This window comes from Campylobacter sp. IFREMER_LSEM_CL908, assembly GCF_025771545.1.
Taxonomy (GTDB): Bacteria; Campylobacterota; Campylobacteria; order Campylobacterales; family Campylobacteraceae; genus Campylobacter_D; species Campylobacter_D lari_D.
In genome coordinates this window covers 24,027-40,810 of sequence record NZ_JAKMQK010000016.1, presented here as the reverse complement: position 1 = coordinate 40,810, position 16,784 = coordinate 24,027, and the positions used below count along the sequence as shown (strand labels likewise).

Here is a 16,784-nt window from a genome sequence, read left to right as displayed (position 1 = left end):
GGACAGAACTTCAACCAAGCACTCCAGTGAAAAAAGAAAAATCTAAAAAAGATTTACCTTTTATAGAAAATAATATTTATTTATCAACTAGCGATAATTTGAAATCAGATGGTGGACTTGTGATAAAAAAAATTAGAAAAGAAAAAGATGTAGATAAGGCTGTCACGAGAAAAAGAGCAGTAACTTGCATAGTTAATGATGGATTTAAAACTATGAATCCTTGTGTAGTAAGTGATATATAAAATATAAATACTAGGTTATCCTAGTATTTATAGTTGTAGATATTATTGAAATTTACTATTGATCAATTCTTAAATTACAATTAATCTAAATCAAGTGTTATTATAAATTAAGGTAAAATCATGAAAAAACTTTCTCTTTGTATTATAGCAATTAGCTCTTTAGTCTATGCTAATAATGGAAGTATTATCATAGCTAAAAATGATATAGAAAAGGTTATAGAACTATCTCCTGATAGAAATCTCCCTCAAAACAAAGCTATCAAAGAAAATCTAAAAACTAAAGATGATTATAAAAAAGCTCAAGAAGCTAAAAAAGATTTTGAAGAAAAAAAGAAAGAATTAAAAGAAAAACTAAATCAAGAAGATGAAACTAATGAGGAAACTAATAATCAAACTAATAACAACACTACCAACCTAAATAACCAAATTAACACTAACACAAACAATGACAAAGCTAACACTAACTCTAGTATAAATAATCAAACAAACAATAATTCTAATTCAACTAATAATAGCTTTAATACCAATAATGCTTCAAACAATCATAGTTTTAATAACAACACTACCAAATTAAACAATCAAACCAATACCAACAATAATACAAGTAACCCAAATAATCAAACAAACAATAGTTCTAATAATAACTCTACTAACTCAAGTAATCAAACTAATACTACCACCACTAAACAAGTAATAACCAAATACAAATTTGTTATCACTAATGAAAACACTAGCTTTGAAAAGCTAGGTATTAAAGAAGAAGATTTACAAATACTCATTAGTGAGTTTAGCACTAGAAAATTTAGCTTGCAAGATTTACAAGATATATCTAATATTATTGCTTATTATTTCCAAGTTAATGGCTATCCTGCTGCAACAGCTTATGTACCCCAACAAGAATTTGAAGATAGTGTGCAAATAAACATAGCTTTGGGAACATTAGGTAAGTATATAATAAAGAATAAAACTACTATAAAAGATTATTTCATAGAAAGTAAGCTTAATGAAAGAATCAAAGGTAAAATCATCTCTACTAAATTAATAGAAGATAGTGTGTATAAAGTCAATGAAATGTATGGAGTACAAACCCTAGCAGGCTTACAAGCAGGAGAGAATGTAGGAGAAACTGATATAGTTATAGAAGTAGTTCCTGATACTAAGGCTAATGTATTATTATATGCTGATAATTATGGTATTAAAAGTGCAGGGGATATTAGAGCTGGTATTAGTATGGGATTTAATTCTATATTTAATATGGGAGATTATTATAATTTTTACTTACAATCAAGCAATGAAAAACAAATTAACTATGGGGCTAGTTATACTTTCTTTTTAGGAAATTTAAAAATTACTCCAAGTGTATCAAAAGGAAATTATTCTTTAGGTGGAGATTATCAAGAAGTTGGCTTTAGTGGAATTTCAAAAAGTATAGGTATAGACTTTTCTTATCCTGTATGGATTAATACTAATTCATCTTTATACTTTACTTCTAGTATTTATCATAAAACTTTAAATGATAAAGCTTTCGCTTATACACCATTTTCATATATAGCAAATAAAAATTCTAATGTAGGTAGTGTAGGTTTAGAAGGTTTATTTAGAGGCTTTGAGAATAATACCTTAAGTTATAGTGCTAAGATAAGTATAGGTAAGGTTAATGATGATGGACTTTTTATAGAAGATAATTATTTTAAAAATGAAAGCAAAGGCTTTGGTTGGTTTAGAAAACTCAATGCTAGTTTGAATAATTATTATAGTATTAATGAGTATATTACTCATACTTTAAATATAAACTATCAAAAGGTATTAGGGAATTTTGAATTAGATTCTTCTGAAAGTTCATCCTTAGGTGGAGCTTATGGAGTAAGAGCTTATGATAATGGAGAGGGAGATGGAGATAATACCATAGTAGCTAACTTTGGTATAAGAATAAATATACCAAATACTAATTTTTATTTTACTCCCTTTTATGATGTAGGTTATGCTTGGTATGAAAAAGCTTCAGGGGATAGATTAGCAGATGAGCATTTTTTAGATGCAGTAGGCTTACAAATACTTTATAATAAAGCTAATGAGTATTATATAAAGCTTGATGCAGCAAGAGCAGTTCATCAGTATAAATATGATGATGAACATAGAATGAAATTGTATTTAAGTGGTGGGGTGTATTTTTAACTACACCGTTTTTATAATTAAACACCAAAGAAAATTTCAGGTTTTAATCTAAGCATTAAACAATATGCAGCCAAACTAGCTTGCTCTCTTGTATAGTTTCTATTGCCTTGTATATGAATGCATTCTTGTAAAAAGGTTCCATCTTTATACATAGCTCCTATGTAGATGGTGCCTGCTTTGGTATTTTTATCATTTTCTTCTCCAGCTACCCCACTAAGCGCTAAAGCAAAATCACAATTTGTGGTTTTAAAAACCCCTTTTAACATAAAATAAATACAACGATCAGAATATTCCCCAACACTTTCTAAAGTATCATTGCTCACCCCAAGCCAAGAATTTTTTAAACGATTAGAATAAGTGATCAAAGAACCCTCAAACACATTAGAAATTCCTGAATTTTCAGCAAATTTTGAAGCACAAAGTCCTGCAGTACAACTTTCTGCAAAGGAAATTTTTAAGTTTTTTTCTAAAAGTTTTTTGGCTATAAATTTAATAGGATCATTTCCTAAAAATACTTTTCCTGCAAAAAGTTTGAAAACCCCTTTTAAAAATCCTTCTAGTTTTCCATATTGACTAGCACTTGCTCTAATGCAAATGAGATTATCTAATAATGCACTTGAGCAAGTTTGAATTTCAAAAGAAGTAGTAAGTGTGCTAAGTAAGATATTTGCACTCATTTCATCTATATCTAAAAGACAAAAATACGCATAGTCAAGTTCAGGATTTTGCAAAATCAAAGGCAATTTTTGCTCTATATTTATATTTAATAAATTAATATGGCATTGCTCAAAAGAACTTAAAAAGGAATTTTTTTCACGCAAAGCTTTTGAAGGTACTAGGGTATCATTTTCTAAGATTAAAACATCATCATTTAAGGTTGCTATGATTTTAGCTATGGTTGCATAGTATTCGCTAATGCTAAAAATGGTTATATAGCTATATTCTTTAGAAAGTTTTTCAAGTAAAAAAGGAAGTTCTTTATCAGGTTTGTTTATAAATTTTAACTCATGAAGCTCTAAAAACTGCTTTTTGTATTCTTCTTGTATATAACGCATATAATTTTCATTAATAATAATTTCATTGCCTATAATGATGATGAGATGTTTCATGATTTTCCTTTTTTTATTGCGATTATAACAAAAAAATAAGTGCAAATTAAAAGTATTTTAAGTAGAATTTACTATTTTTAAATTTTTCAAGGTGGATTATATGGATTATAAAGATACGCTATTGCTTCCAAATACGACTTTTGCAATGCGTGCAAATTTAGCAGAGCTTGAGCCTAAGCGTTTTAGCAAGTGGTTTGAAAACAACTATGCTTATGAAAAAATGAAACAAAAAAGACAAGGAATAAGCGAGAGTTTTACTTTACATGATGGCCCTCCTTATGCTAATGGACATTTGCATATTGGCCATGCTTTAAATAAAATTTTAAAAGATATCATCATTAAAATGCATTATTTTCAAGGTAAAAAAGTGCGTTTTACTCCTGGTTGGGATTGTCATGGTTTACCGATAGAACAGCAAGTTGAAGTTAAACTTAAAGATAAAAAGCAAAGTTTAAGCAAAAAAGAAATTCGTGAGTTTTGCAGAGAGCATGCGAGAGAATTTGTAAATATCCAAAGAGATGAATTTAAGTCTTTGGGTGTGATTGCTGATTGGGATGAGCCATACTTGACTATGAAAAATGCTTTTGAGGCAGATATTTACAAAGCTTTATGTAAAATCGCTAAAAAAGGACTTTTGCTAGAAAGAAGTAAGCCTGTTTTTTGGAGTTGGGCTGCTAAGAGTGCATTAGCAGAAGCTGAAGTAGAGTATGAAGACAAAGAAGATTATTCTATTTTTGTAGCTTTTGAGCTTGATAAAACTTCCCTTGAAAAGCTAGGTGTAAAAAAAGCTAAAGCAGTCATTTGGACTACCACGCCTTGGACTTTACCGGCAAATCAAGCTATATCTTTAAATCCAAATGAAAAATATGTTATCACTGAAGAAGGTTATATTTTTGCTAAAGCCTTGCTTGAAAATATGATTAATAAAAACTTCACTCAAGGAAAAATTCAAAAAGAACTTTTAGGTGTTGAATTTGAAAATTTAAGTGCTATTAATCCACTCAATCAAAGAAAATCCACTCTTATTTTAGGCGATCATGTTTTAATGGAAGGTGGAACAGGGCTTGTACATACTGCACCAGGTCATGGTGAGGATGATTATTATGTGTGCTTAAAATATGGCATTGAAGTGATTATGCCAGTAGATGATGGTGGGTGTTATGATGAAACACTAAGAGCTAAAGGGCTTTTGCCAGAGCATTTATTAAATGAGTTTATAGGACTTCATATTTTTAAAGCAAATGAGCGTATTTTAGAATTGCTTGGCGAAGCTTTGCTTGAAAGTTCTAAATTTATACATTCTTATCCATTTTGTTGGAGAACACATAAACCGGTTATTTATAGAGCTACAAAACAATGGTTTATCTTAATGGATGAGAAAAAATTAGATGGAAAATCTTTAAGAGAACTAGCACTAGAGCAATTAAATAATGTGAAATTTTACCCAGAAAGTGGGGTAAAAAGACTTAGTTCTATGATAGAAAATCGCCCTGATTGGTGTATATCAAGACAAAGAGATTGGGGTGTGCCTATCGCATTTTTTAGAGATAAAAACACCAAAGAAGTGATTTTTGATGATGATGTTTTAGATCATTTGGTGGGAATTTTTGAAGCAAATGGAGCTGATGCGTGGTGGGATTTAGAAATAAAAGATTTATTACCGCCAAATAGCAAATATGATCCAAATAATTTAGAAAAAGTTTATGATATTTTAGATGTTTGGTTTGATAGTGGTAGCACTTGGGAAGCAGTATTAAACTCAGCAAGATATGATGCAGGAGAATATCAAGCTTCAATGTATCTTGAAGGAAGTGACCAGCACCGTGGATGGTTTCAAAGCTCACTTTTAATTTCTACTGCTATCAATCACAAAACCCCATATAAAAACATACTTACTCATGGCTTTACCGTAGATGAAAAGGGTCAAAAAATGAGTAAATCTAAGGGTAATGTGATTTTACCTCAAAATGTAGCTAAAAATTATGGGGTAGAAATTTTAAGACTTTGGATAATGCTTAGTGATTATTCAACAGACTTAAAAATTTCAGATAATATCTTAAAACAAGTAAGCGAGCAGTATAGAAAGATAAGAAATACTATAAGATTTTTACTTGCAAATACTAATGATATGGAATTTTTAGAAACAAAAAATTTCACACTTTTAGATAAGTGGATTTTAATGCGTGCAAAAGTTGCTTTTGAAGCATGTGAAGTTGCTTTTGAAAAATATGAATTTGCAAAAGGCTTTAGTGTGCTTTTAAATTTCTTAAGTGCGGATTTAAGTGGAATTTATTTAGATGTGTGCAAAGATAGATTATATTGTAATGCAAAAGATGATACAAAAAGAGTAAGCGCGCAAAGTGCTATGGTGCTAATAGCTAGAAAACTTTTTGCGCTTTTAGCTCCAAGTTTAACTTACACTATAGATGAAGCTTTAGAACATGCAAATGTGGCCATTAAAGAAAATGCTAAAGATGTTTTTGATTTGGTATTAAAAAATGGCTTTGATTATGAGTATAAAATCGAAGATGATTTATTTATAAAATCAAGAGAAAAATTCTTTGAGCTTATAGATGTATTAAAAAAAGACAAAATCATCAAATCAACCTTAGAGTTAAGCTTGCAAACAAGTGCAAATGAGCTTTTGAGTGAAGATATTGAAGAAGTAGCTGATTGGTTTATGGTAAGCTCAGTAGAAAGCTTAGATGATAAAGAAGCTTTGAGTGAGTTTAAAATAGATGATCATAGTTTTAAAATAGTGCGTTCTTTATTGCACAAGTGTCCAAGATGTTGGAAATTTTTAGCAAAAGAAGAAGAATGTTTATGTCCAAGATGTAATAGTGTGGAAAAAGCAAAAAATGTTTGAGCAAGCTTTACCTTTTAGCGTGGTAGTGATTACTTTATTGAGCTTTTTATTTATCACGCTTTTTTTGTTTTATTTGGTTAAAAAATTTAAGGATAAATAATGGTAACTTTAAAAGAAGCTTTGAAATTTTCAAATGAAGAATTAGAAAATCTAAAAAAAGAATTAAATGAAAAAGCACATCAGCAAAAGCATTTAGGTGCTTATGTAGAGCAGTTTTTAAATAAAGACTTAAGCACTTCAGGTACTGGCGTACCAGTAGCTATAAAAGATAATATTAGTGTAAAAGATTGGGAATTAACTTGTGGCTCTAAAATTTTACAAGGCTATGTGGCTCCTTATGATGCAAGCGCTATTGTAAATTTACGCAAAAATAATTTTACTCCATTTGGAAGATGTAATATGGATGAGTTTGCTATGGGAAGTACAAGTGCAACTTCTTTTTATGGTAAGACTTTAAATCCGCTTGATAATACTAAAGTTCCAGGTGGAAGTAGTGGGGGGAGTGCTGCTGCGGTTGCTGCAGGGATAGCTTTAGCAAGTTTGGGTTCAGATACAGGTGGTTCAGTAAGGCAACCTGCTGCTTTTTGTGGTTGTGTTGGGTTTAAGCCAAGTTATGGAAGAGTTAGCAGGTATGGTTTAGCAGCGTATTCTTCAAGCCTTGATCAAATAGGAGTTTTAACGCAAAATGTTGAAGATGCCGCAATTTTATATGATGCTATTGCAGGCTATGATGAAAAAGATAGCACAAGTACAAACATAGCTTTTGAACCAACTACGCCAAAGCTAAATGCAAATAAAAAGCTAAAAATAGCTGTGATTAAAAACTATGTAGAACAAACCAATGATGATGTAAAACAAGCCTTATTAAAAACTATAGATATGTTAAAAGCAAATGGCCATGAGATTGTTTATAAAGACTTAATGGATTCTACATTTGATGTTGCGGCTTATTATATCATAGCAGCAGCTGAAGCAAGTGCAAATTTAAGCCGTTATGATGGTGTAAGATATGGTAGAAGAAGTGAAAAATGTGACAATCTTAGTCAAATGTATGTAAATAGCAGAAGTGAAGGTTTTGGTGAGGAAGTAAAAAGAAGAATTTTACTAGGAACCTTTGTTTTAAGTAGTGGCTATTATGATGCATACTACATCAAAGCACAAAAGGCTAGAAGATTTATCAAGCAAAAATATGAAGAAATTTTAAACGATTGTGATTTGATTTTTATGCCAGTTGCTCCAAGCGTTGCTTTTGGTTTTAACGATATAAAAACTCCAGTGCAAATGTATTTAGAAGATGTATTTACTATTTCAGTGAATTTAGCAGGACTTGGTGGCATTAGTGTGCCAGTAGGAAAAAATGAAAATGGACTTAGTATTTCTGCTCAGCTTATATGCAAAGCTTATGATGAGCAAACTTTATTAGATGGTGCTTTGAGCTTGGAAGAAATTATCAAAAACAAATAAAGGAAAAATTATGAAAATCATAAAACGCGCTTTGACTTTTGAAGATGTTTTACTAGTCCCTCAATATTCTGAGGTTTTACCTAAAGAAGTAGATATTAAAACAAGACTTACAAAAAATATCACCTTAAATATGCCTTTGATTTCGGCTGCTATGGATACAGTTACTGAACATAGAGCAGCTATTATGATGGCAAGGCTTGGTGGCATAGGGGTAATCCATAAAAATATGGACATAGCTTCACAAGTTAGAGAGATAAAAAGAGTTAAAAAAAGTGAAAGTGGCGTGATTATGGATCCTATTTATATAGGGCCTAAAGCAAGTGTTAAAGAAGCGCTAGAACTCATGGCTGAATATAGAATTTCAGGCGTTCCTGTGGTAGATGAGAATAAAATTTTAATAGGAATTTTAACTAATCGCGATTTAAGATTTGAAACTAACTTTGATAATTTAGTAGAAAATGTAATGACAAAAATGCCTTTAATCACTGCTAAAAAAGGCTCTACTTTAGATGATGCAGAAAGGATTTTCTCTACTAATAAAGTAGAAAAACTTCCAATCGTAGATGAAAATAATCGCTTAGAAGGTTTAATCACTATAAAAGATTTGAAAAAACGCAAAGAATATCCAAATTCAAATAAAGATGCTTATGGAAGATTAAGAGTGGCTGCAGCCGTGGGTGTGGGTCAGCTTGATCGCGTAAAGGCTTTAGTAGAAGCTGAAGTTGATGTTATAGTAATGGATAGTGCGCATGGACATTCTAAAGGGATTATTGATACATTAAAAGCAATTAAGGCTGAATTTAATGTAGATGTGATAGTAGGAAATGTTGCAAGTGCTAAAGCGGTTAAAGATCTATGTGAAGCAGGTGCAGACGCTGTTAAGATAGGTATAGGACCTGGTAGTATTTGCACCACACGCATTGTTTCAGGTGTGGGTGTACCTCAAATTTCAGCTATAGATGAATGTGCAATAGAAGCGAGTAAATACAGCGTGCCAGTAATCGCTGATGGGGGTATAAAATACTCAGGCGATATTGCAAAAGCTATCGCAGCAGGAGCAAGTAGTGTGATGATAGGTTCACTTTTAGCAGGAACTGATGAGAGTCCAGGTGAGTTATTTACTTATCAAGGAAGACAATATAAGAGTTATCGTGGCATGGGAAGCTTAGGTGCTATGCAAAAAGGTAGTTCAGATAGATATTTCCAAGAAGGTACAGCTCAAGATAAACTTGTACCTGAAGGTATTGAAGGTAGGGTGCCTTATGTAGGAAGTATAAAAAGTGTAGTACATCAACTTTTAGGTGGGCTTAGATCTTCTATGGGTTATGTAGGTGCAGTAGATATCAAAGCTTTCCAAGAAAGAGCTGAATTTGTAGAAATCACCGCAGCAGGATTAAAAGAAAGCCATGTGCATGATGTAACTATCACTGCTGAAGCACCAAATTATAAGGTGAGTAATTAATGGAATTTGAAGATCATATCAAACAAGCCGAGCTTTCTTTGGAAAAACTTAATGATAAAGATTTGGACCTTAAAACTTGCGTAGAAATTTATAAAGAAGGTTTAAAAAGTATCAAGCAAGCAAGAACTATGCTTGAAAATGCTAAATTAGAAATCGAGCAAGTAGATGAGTAGTGTTGTAGCTTTACAATTTCCCACTTTGGCTTTGAGTGAATCAAGGCTTGATTATTATCTAAAAGCTGCCAAGGAAAGTGGTGCGAATTTGGTGGTTTTGGGTGAGTATGTTTTAAATAGCTTTTTTAGTGAGCTAAAAACTATGCCAAAAAGCATGATCAAAGAACAAAGTCAAAGCAAAAAAGCAAGCTTGATAAAACTTGCTAAAAAATATGATTTAAATATTATTGCACCTTTCATAAGTGTTGAAAATGATGGTTTAAAAAAACTATGCTTAAAAGTAGGTCCACAAAATGTAAAAGTGTATGAGCAACAAATTTTAATGCCTTATGCACACTGGAATGAAGAAAAATTTTTTAACAATAAAAAAGCTGATAAGCTTAAACTTTTTACTTTCACACATGAGGGCTTAAAATGTGCTTTGCTTTTTGGCTTTGAGGCACATTTTGATATCTTTTGGCAAATGATCATGAAAAAAAAGATAGACTTAGTCATCATTCCCACAGCTAGCACCTTTGAAAGTAATCAAAGATGGCTAGAACTTTTAAAAACAAGAGCCTTTTTAAACTCAACAAGCATTTTAAGGGTTAATCGTATAGGTAATTTAAAGCAAGAAAATGAGTGGAAATTTTATGGAGATAGCTTTTTTATTAATGCTTTTGGCGAAGTGCAAGAGCAACTTGGCGATCAAGAAGAAATGCTTGTAGTGGAAGTTAGTAAGGCAAATGAAGCTAGAAATTTATGGGGCTTTGATAAGCTTGTGAAAAATTATGAAGAATAGTTTATATTTTAAAACACAAATTATACTTTTAATATAAAGTATAATTTGTTAGAATTAATAATTTAATATAGTAAATTTGGATTTAACTATTTTGTTTATTAACTATAAACCAAAGAATTGAAAATCCTATTATTCCAATTGGTAAGGCAAGCATAAATAATAAAAATTTTATAACTATTTTTGCAATGATTAAAAAAGAGCATTGATAAAAAATACATTATCTCCAAGCAGTATATTTTTTAGTTCTTTCCATACAAAATATGCAAAAGGAAATAATAAAAATTAATTCCTAACATAATGAAAAAAGAGATGTCGCTAGACGGTGGAGTGATTAAATAAAAAAACAAAAAAATACATGCTGTAAACACATAATGTCTTATAAGTCATACTAGATTTATAGTGCTAAAAACTTTTAGTGGATTGATCAAATTTTACTCCTTATTTATTTATAAAATATTTTGCAATTTTATTTTTTTAAATTAATTTAAACTTAATATTTTTATTTTAATATTGTTATATTAATACTAAATTAAATATAAAGTAGTTTTAGTATTAATAATTTATATAAGATTGTGTAAATATTTTGATGTGGCTATATGATTTATATCAGGATAAAATAAATACTCATTAAAAAGTTTATATTTTATTTTTAGTAAACAAATGATAGAATTTTGCCTTAAATTTTCAAAAAATTTGAGGCAAGAATGCAAAAAATTCATTTTATAGGTATAGGCGGTATTGGAATTTCAGCTTTGGCGAGATTTTTAAAAGAACAAGACTTTAAGATTAGTGGTTCTGATATCAAAGAAAGTAAAATCACAAAAGAATTAGAAAAAGAAGGTATAAATATAAAAATTCCTCATCATAAAGACAATGTCAAAGATGTGGATTTAGTGGTGTATTCAGCTGCTATCAAAGAAGATAATGAGGAATTAATCAGTGCAAAAAAACAAAACATCATAACGCTTTCAAGAAAAGAAGCCCTGCCTATGATTTTAAAAGACAAAAGAGTTTTTGCGGTTGCGGGAGCCCATGGTAAAAGCACGACTTCAAGCATTTTAGCAAGCTTGATAGAAGCTTCTGTTATTATTGGTGCAGTGCTAAAAGAAAGTGGTACCAATATGCTTTATAAAGAAAGCGAAAATCTCATTTTTGAAGCTGATGAGAGTGACAGTTCTTTTTTGAACTCAAATCCTTATTTAGCTATAGTGACTAATGTTGAAGCAGAACATTTAGATCATTATGGAAACGATCTTTCAAAATTATACAAAGCTTATGAAGACTTTTTGCGTTTGTCTAAAATTCAAGTGATTAATGCTGAAGATGAGTTTTTGTCAAGTTTAAATTTAAATAATGCAAAAAAGCTTTACCCAAGCAAAGATATCACAAATATTTATATGAAAGTAGAAAATTTTAAGCCAAAAACCTATTTTACACTTAAAGATTTAGGCGAATTTAGCGTTTTTGGTATGGGTGAGCATGTGGCGATGGACGCTGCTTTGGCTATTTTGGCTGCGAGTGAATTTATAAATATAGAAGAGCTAAAAACTAAGCTTTTAAAATATCAAGGGATTAAAAAAAGATTTGATATTTTATTTGCAAATGAAAATATGGCCTTGATTGATGATTATGGGCACCATCCAACAGAAATCAAAACAACACTTAAAGCAGCAAATGAGTATGCAAGCCTAGCTGGATATAAAAAAATCATAGCTATTTTTGAGCCTCATCGTTATACGCGTTTAAGTGCAAATATAGAGTATTTTAGCGAGGTTTTAGCAAATGTTGATGAGCTTTATATTTTACCTGTGTATGCAGCAGGAGAAGCTAAAATAGAGATTAATATGCAAAAATACTTTCCAAAAGCTAAATTTATAAAAGAAATCAAAAGAGAAGAAAGTGCTATTTATCTTGATGATAAGTTGATTGAAAATGGCTTGGTAATTGGTTTTGGTGCAGGAGATATAAGCACAAAGCTTAGGGGTAAGTATGTTTAAGATTTTTTTATATGTCTTAGCTTTTTTTGCGATTTTACTTTTTTTCATTTTTTTGCGTAAAAAAATAGGCAAGATTAGTAATTATCTTTTGATTTTAGTGTTGATTTTGATGATTGCCTTTGCGATTAAATTTGAGTTAAGTGCCACAAGAAGTGGGGTTTTGAAAAAAGAAACACTCAATGCATTTTTACAAGGACAAAGTCTAATTTGCAAAGATGTTAATGTCACTAAAGAGTATTTTAACTTTGAGCATGGAACGCAAAGTTTTATTTCAAATGGTAAAAATAAACAATTTAAAGCCTATGTTTTTGATATAAAAGATTGCAAGGTAGATAAATAATGCAAGAGCAATTTTTTAAAAAGTTAGATTTAGATGGCTATATAGAAGACTTTAGGGGACTTTTTGCAAGAGATAAAGAAATTTTTTTACAAGGTGATAGCAAGCTTCATTATAAAAGAATCAATGAGCTTTCACTGATTGATTTTAATCCTCCACCTATGATAGAAGAGCTAAATAGTGCTTTAACTCATCTTAGCAAGCAAGGAATTTTACATTTAAGTCAAAGCTTTGAATTTATTAAAATCTGTATGTATTTTAGATACTTAAAGGGTTTAAAATTTGAAGAAAGTTTAAAAGAATGGCTTTTAAAAATAGAAATTCCGCAGGCTATTTTAGAGCTTTTTGAGTATTTTGATGAAAAGGGTGAGATTAAAGAAAGTGTTGATGAAAGACTTGTTAATCTAAATTTAGCTCTAAAAATGAAAAAAGAAAGCTTGGTAGCTGAGTTTAAAAAACTTACCTATACCAAAAGTCTTAGTGCGTATTTAATCGATACACAAATCCATCTTATCAATGGTATAGAGGCCTTGCTTTTACGCGGTGGGTTTAATCATATCTTAAAAGCAAAAATCATAGGTAGAAGTAGTGGCGGTGGATTTTATGTGGTGCCTTTAAGCGTAGAAAAAATCCAAAGTCAAATAGATGAAATCAAAGATGCTAAAGAAGAAATTTTTTATGAGTATGCTAAAAAAATCAGCTTGATTTTTTATAAAAATTTGATGTTTTTGAAATTTATCAATAATGCTTTTGATTTATTTGACCATTATAGCGCTAGAGTTTTGATGGCTAAAAAACATGATTATGAGTTTGTTTTAACTGATAGTTCTAATAATTTAAGTTTATATAACTTCGCACATCCGGCTTTAAAAAATGCAAAAAGTGTTGATATAGAATTTAATAAAAAAGTTTTAATCATCACAGGTGTAAATGCAGGTGGTAAGTCTATGCTTTTAAAAGGAATTTTAAGTGCAGCTTTACTTGCAAAGCATTTACTTCCTATGAGAATTAATGCACAAAAAAGCCAAATAGGCAATTTCAAAGAATTTGATGCGATTTTAGAAGATCCACAAAATGTAAAAAATGATATTTCTACTTTTGCAGGAAGAATGTTGCATTTTTCTAAGCTTTTAGGTAAGAAAAATGTTTTATTAGGGGTTGATGAGATAGAGCTTGGGACAGATTTTGAAGAAGCTGCGTGTTTATATACTGAGCTTATTTCTAAGCTTTTAGAACAAGATAATAAAATCATCATTACAACCCACCATAAACGCCTTGCTATGCTTTTGGCTAAAAATTCACAAGTAGAACTTATCGCTGCTTTGTATGATGAGGAATTATCACGTCCAAAATATGAGTTTTTAAAAGGCACTATAGGTAAATCTTATGCATTTGAAACGGCTTTAAGATATGGCATAAGTGCAAATTTAGTGCAAAATGCTAAAAAGCTTTATGGAGAAGATAAAGAAAATTTAGAAGAAATGGTAAGTAAAAATATCAATCTTGAACTTTCTTTACGCAAGAAAAATGAAGAGCTTGAGAAAAAAGAAGCTAAGGTAGATGAAATTTTACTTTCACTTAAAGATCAAAAAGAAAAAAATGAGCAAGAATTTAAAAAGCTTATTTCTAATTTAGAATTTAAATACCACAAAGCCATAGAAGAAGCTAAAAAAACGATAAATCTAAAAGATATTAAAGAAAAACAAAGAAGTTTAAACAAAGCCAATGAACTTAAAAAAAGCATTGTTTTACCAAGTATGGAGCAAAATGAAGAACTTAGAGTTGGGGATTTTGTAAAATATGAAAAAATCAAAGGTAAAATCACTGCAATTTCAAAAAACGACGCGATGATTCAAAGTGATGGTTTGAGTTTGCGTGTGCCATTAAAGCTTCTTAAAAAAAGCAATCAAACCCCTACACAAAAGGTAAAATCAAGTGTCAATATAACCCGTCCAAGCGCTTTAAATATGACTTTAGATTTACACGGCTTAAGAAGTGATGAGGCGCTTGAAAGATTAGATAAATTTATCTCTGATGCTTTGATAGTGGGTTTTGATGAGGTGATAGTTTATCATGGTATAGGCACAGGAAAACTAGCTTTTGCGGTAAAAGAGTTTTTAAAAGCCCACAAAAGTGTAAAAAGCTTTAATGATGCTCCGATTAATCAAGGTGGTTTTGGTGCTAAGGTGGTTAAATTATAATTTATTAATCCTATCTTGATCACTATCACCTTTAAAAAATGCATAGTTTTTATTATTACATTTATATGCAAAATAGATATCTTGATTTTCTTTAATAAAAGGTTCAAAATAATTTGTAATCACTTCTTTATTTTTTTCTATAAATCCCATATTTGTAATTTTTGAAAAATCGTTAATATAGCAAAGAAAATCAATATATTCATAATCATTTTGTATTAAAAATTCTTGAAAAAGACTATAAATATTTTCTGTAAAATTACCTATAAAATCAACTATTCTAATGCATTTTGCTTGAAGTATTTTTATTTCTCTTGTAACAAAAATACATTCTAGTGTAGATTTTTCAAATATTCCCAAAAATTGATATTTGTAAAAAGGGTTGTTGTAGTATCTGTTTATAAAGTATTTTTTGGATTTATAAGGTATAAAATTAAATTTAATATTTGATTTTATGAATTCTTCTGCATTTAAAATTTTATATGTAAAATTAATATTTTTTAAGTTACATATCGATGGAGAATTTGCAAAATCAGCCATATAAAAAATATTTTTTTTATCATTTTTAATATAAAAATGCTTAAGTGGTTCTATTTTATCATATAAAAAAAGTTTATAATATTTTATACCATACTCTGATAATCCAGCATTTCCAATTGATTTTGGTGTTAAAGTTTCTAGTAGAAATTTAATTAATACTAATCCAAATGTAGGTTTAATGCTTTTCCAAATTCCAAACCATAAATCTTTGTTGGCTTCGAGTTTATTATCATATTGACTAAGTAAGGTAAAGCCTAATATAGATTGAATAATATTATCTTCTAATCCCAAAACAATATTATACCTTTGATTGTATTTATCTAAATACTGAAAATCAAGCACTTCTTTATTATAGGCAAATACATGATTTTTATTCCAATGATTTTTTATAAATTCCATTATTTTGTTTGCTTCTTCTAATTTTGCAAAACGGATTTCAACCATAGTTAGCCTTTCCATATATAAACTCATTGCAATCATACCTATGAAGAGCAAAAGGATTATTAATTAAGTCTTTGTAGTTAATATCTTTTGAAGGTATGGAGCTAAAAGCAAAATCAAAATTATATTTTTTAAGCCATCTTTTTGCATAAGAGGTGCTTTCTCCATAGGGATAAGAAAATATTTGTATTGGTGGTTTTATAAAAGAGTTTAAAAAATTTATAGAGGATTTTAGCTCATATTTTTGGTTATATATGTTCAATGTTTTAAAGCTTAAATGGGTAAAGCTATGGCTAGCTATCAACATACCATTATCACTCATTGTTTTCAATTCATTTTTACTTAAATATAAATTATCAAAAATTTCATCATCATTCCAAAAATTTGTAATAACTTGATCTAAAATTTTTTCTTTATATTCTGGTTTTATAAAATAATTAAATAAGAGTTTAAAGTCTTTTGTACTTTTATCATCATCCAATTCTTGATAATAGTTTTTAAAAAGTTTTAAAGAAGATCTTTTTAACATGCTTGGTTTTATAATATTATAGGCAGTGTTTAATAAAATCCCCCCCCCCATTTTTCCAAGTAAATAATGTATTCTATGAACATCTAGTGCTTTTTTCTGTTTAAATATACGAGTAGGAACAAAAAATATACCAAAAAGCTTTCTTTTTGTAAGTTCGTTAAAGACATAATTATAATGATCTTTAAGTCCATCATCAAAGGTTAATAGAATTTTATTTTTTAATTTATTACAAAACAATGGATTTTCTTTTAAAAATAAAAATTCTTCAAGGTTTACAAATCCAAATTCTTTTTCAAAAAAATCTAATTGTTTTTTAAAATTTTCAATATGTAAATATCTAAAATTAGGTAATTTTTTTACTTTTTCTCTTATGTAGTGATACATTATTATTTTCATAATTATCCTTTTTGGATATTATATCAAAGCTATCTTTAAAAAATAAAACTTAAATTTAATATTTTTTTGTTACT

13 protein-coding genes are annotated in these 16,784 nt (G+C 29.4%); 10 read left to right on the top strand and 3 right to left on the bottom strand.

The genetic code is table 11. From position 1 onward, the window contains the following. On the top strand, window positions 1-242 hold a 242-nt coding region (locus L8U04_RS07375; RefSeq protein WP_263709757.1), incomplete at its 5' end, for a hypothetical protein. 120 nt (window positions 243-362) lie between these two features. Continuing rightward, the gene (locus L8U04_RS07370) at window positions 363-2,417 is read left to right on the top strand and encodes a ShlB/FhaC/HecB family hemolysin secretion/activation protein (RefSeq protein ID WP_263709756.1); all 2,055 of its coding nucleotides are present in this window, start codon (window positions 363-365) and stop codon (window positions 2,415-2,417) included. Window positions 2,418-2,434: 17 nt separating this feature from the next. Here the strand turns inward: L8U04_RS07370 and L8U04_RS07365 are convergent, their stop codons facing one another. Continuing rightward, on the bottom strand, window positions 2,435-3,526 hold the full coding sequence (locus L8U04_RS07365) for a CinA family protein (RefSeq protein ID WP_133319790.1): 1,092 nt from the start codon (window positions 3,524-3,526) through the stop codon (window positions 2,435-2,437). A 100-nt stretch (window positions 3,527-3,626) separates the two neighbouring features. Here L8U04_RS07365 and ileS point away from each other — a divergent pair, with 100 nt between their 5' ends. The 8 genes from ileS (at window position 3,627) to L8U04_RS07325 (ending at window position 14,807) form a co-directional block, all read left to right on the top strand. Then, window positions 3,627-6,392 (top strand): isoleucine--tRNA ligase, encoded by a 2,766-nt coding sequence (ileS, locus tag L8U04_RS07360; RefSeq protein ID WP_263709755.1) that lies wholly within the window; start codon window positions 3,627-3,629, stop codon window positions 6,390-6,392. 99 nt (window positions 6,393-6,491) lie between these two features. Continuing rightward, window positions 6,492-7,856 (top strand): Asp-tRNA(Asn)/Glu-tRNA(Gln) amidotransferase subunit GatA, encoded by a 1,365-nt coding sequence (gatA, locus tag L8U04_RS07355; RefSeq protein WP_263709754.1) that lies wholly within the window; start codon window positions 6,492-6,494, stop codon window positions 7,854-7,856. Between the two features lie 10 nt (window positions 7,857-7,866). Continuing rightward, window positions 7,867-9,318 (top strand): IMP dehydrogenase, encoded by a 1,452-nt coding sequence (guaB, locus tag L8U04_RS07350; RefSeq protein WP_133319793.1) that lies wholly within the window; start codon window positions 7,867-7,869, stop codon window positions 9,316-9,318. After that, a complete protein-coding gene (xseB, locus tag L8U04_RS07345) occupies window positions 9,318-9,491 on the top strand; it encodes an exodeoxyribonuclease VII small subunit (protein WP_039628709.1) in 174 nt (57 codons plus the stop codon). Before guaB ends, xseB begins: the two co-directional genes overlap by 1 nt. Continuing rightward, on the top strand, window positions 9,484-10,272 hold the full coding sequence (locus L8U04_RS07340) for a carbon-nitrogen hydrolase family protein (RefSeq protein WP_133319794.1): 789 nt from the start codon (window positions 9,484-9,486) through the stop codon (window positions 10,270-10,272). Before xseB ends, L8U04_RS07340 begins: the two co-directional genes overlap by 8 nt. A gap of 704 nt (window positions 10,273-10,976) precedes the next feature. Beyond that, window positions 10,977-12,269 carry a UDP-N-acetylmuramate--L-alanine ligase gene (murC, locus tag L8U04_RS07335; protein WP_263709753.1) on the top strand — a complete coding sequence of 431 codons (1,293 nt, stop codon included), beginning with the start codon at window positions 10,977-10,979 and terminating at the stop codon, window positions 12,267-12,269. Next, a complete protein-coding gene (locus L8U04_RS07330; RefSeq protein WP_263662975.1) occupies window positions 12,262-12,609 on the top strand; it encodes a hypothetical protein in 348 nt (115 codons plus the stop codon). Before murC ends, L8U04_RS07330 begins: the two co-directional genes overlap by 8 nt. After that, window positions 12,609-14,807: an endonuclease MutS2 gene (locus tag L8U04_RS07325; protein WP_263709752.1), complete on the top strand. Its 2,199-nt coding sequence runs from the start codon at window positions 12,609-12,611 to the stop codon at window positions 14,805-14,807. The genes L8U04_RS07330 and L8U04_RS07325 overlap by 1 nt, the downstream gene beginning before the upstream one ends. Here the strand turns inward: L8U04_RS07325 and L8U04_RS07320 are convergent. Continuing rightward, on the bottom strand, window positions 14,802-15,815 hold the full coding sequence (locus L8U04_RS07320; protein WP_263665053.1) for a hypothetical protein: 1,014 nt from the start codon (window positions 15,813-15,815) through the stop codon (window positions 14,802-14,804). The two genes, L8U04_RS07325 and L8U04_RS07320, sit on opposite strands and share 6 nt — an antisense overlap. Further along, entirely contained in the window at window positions 15,781-16,710 is a 930-nt protein-coding gene (locus tag L8U04_RS07315; RefSeq protein WP_263661175.1) for a polysaccharide deacetylase family protein, read from the bottom strand. The genes L8U04_RS07320 and L8U04_RS07315 overlap by 35 nt, the downstream gene beginning before the upstream one ends. Window positions 16,711-16,784: the final 74 nt, after the last annotated feature.

Excerpts from the sequence above, each read along its gene's own strand:
- L8U04_RS07370 (WP_263709756.1), top strand. The coding sequence starts at position 363 with ATGAAAAAACTTTCTCTTTGTATTATAGCAATTAGCTCTTTAGTCTAT.
- L8U04_RS07365 (WP_133319790.1), bottom strand. The coding sequence starts at position 3,526 with ATGAAACATCTCATCATCATTATAGGCAATGAAATTATTATTAATGAA.
- ileS (WP_263709755.1), top strand. The coding sequence starts at position 3,627 with ATGGATTATAAAGATACGCTATTGCTTCCAAATACGACTTTTGCAATG.
- gatA (WP_263709754.1), top strand. The coding sequence starts at position 6,492 with ATGGTAACTTTAAAAGAAGCTTTGAAATTTTCAAATGAAGAATTAGAA.
- guaB (WP_133319793.1), top strand. The coding sequence starts at position 7,867 with ATGAAAATCATAAAACGCGCTTTGACTTTTGAAGATGTTTTACTAGTC.
- xseB (WP_039628709.1), top strand. The coding sequence starts at position 9,318 with ATGGAATTTGAAGATCATATCAAACAAGCCGAGCTTTCTTTGGAAAAA.
- L8U04_RS07340 (WP_133319794.1), top strand. The coding sequence starts at position 9,484 with ATGAGTAGTGTTGTAGCTTTACAATTTCCCACTTTGGCTTTGAGTGAA.
- murC (WP_263709753.1), top strand. The coding sequence starts at position 10,977 with ATGCAAAAAATTCATTTTATAGGTATAGGCGGTATTGGAATTTCAGCT.
- L8U04_RS07330 (WP_263662975.1), top strand. The coding sequence starts at position 12,262 with ATGTTTAAGATTTTTTTATATGTCTTAGCTTTTTTTGCGATTTTACTT.
- L8U04_RS07325 (WP_263709752.1), top strand. The coding sequence starts at position 12,609 with ATGCAAGAGCAATTTTTTAAAAAGTTAGATTTAGATGGCTATATAGAA.
- L8U04_RS07320 (WP_263665053.1), bottom strand. The coding sequence starts at position 15,815 with ATGAGTTTATATATGGAAAGGCTAACTATGGTTGAAATCCGTTTTGCA.
- L8U04_RS07315 (WP_263661175.1), bottom strand. The coding sequence starts at position 16,710 with ATGAAAATAATAATGTATCACTACATAAGAGAAAAAGTAAAAAAATTA.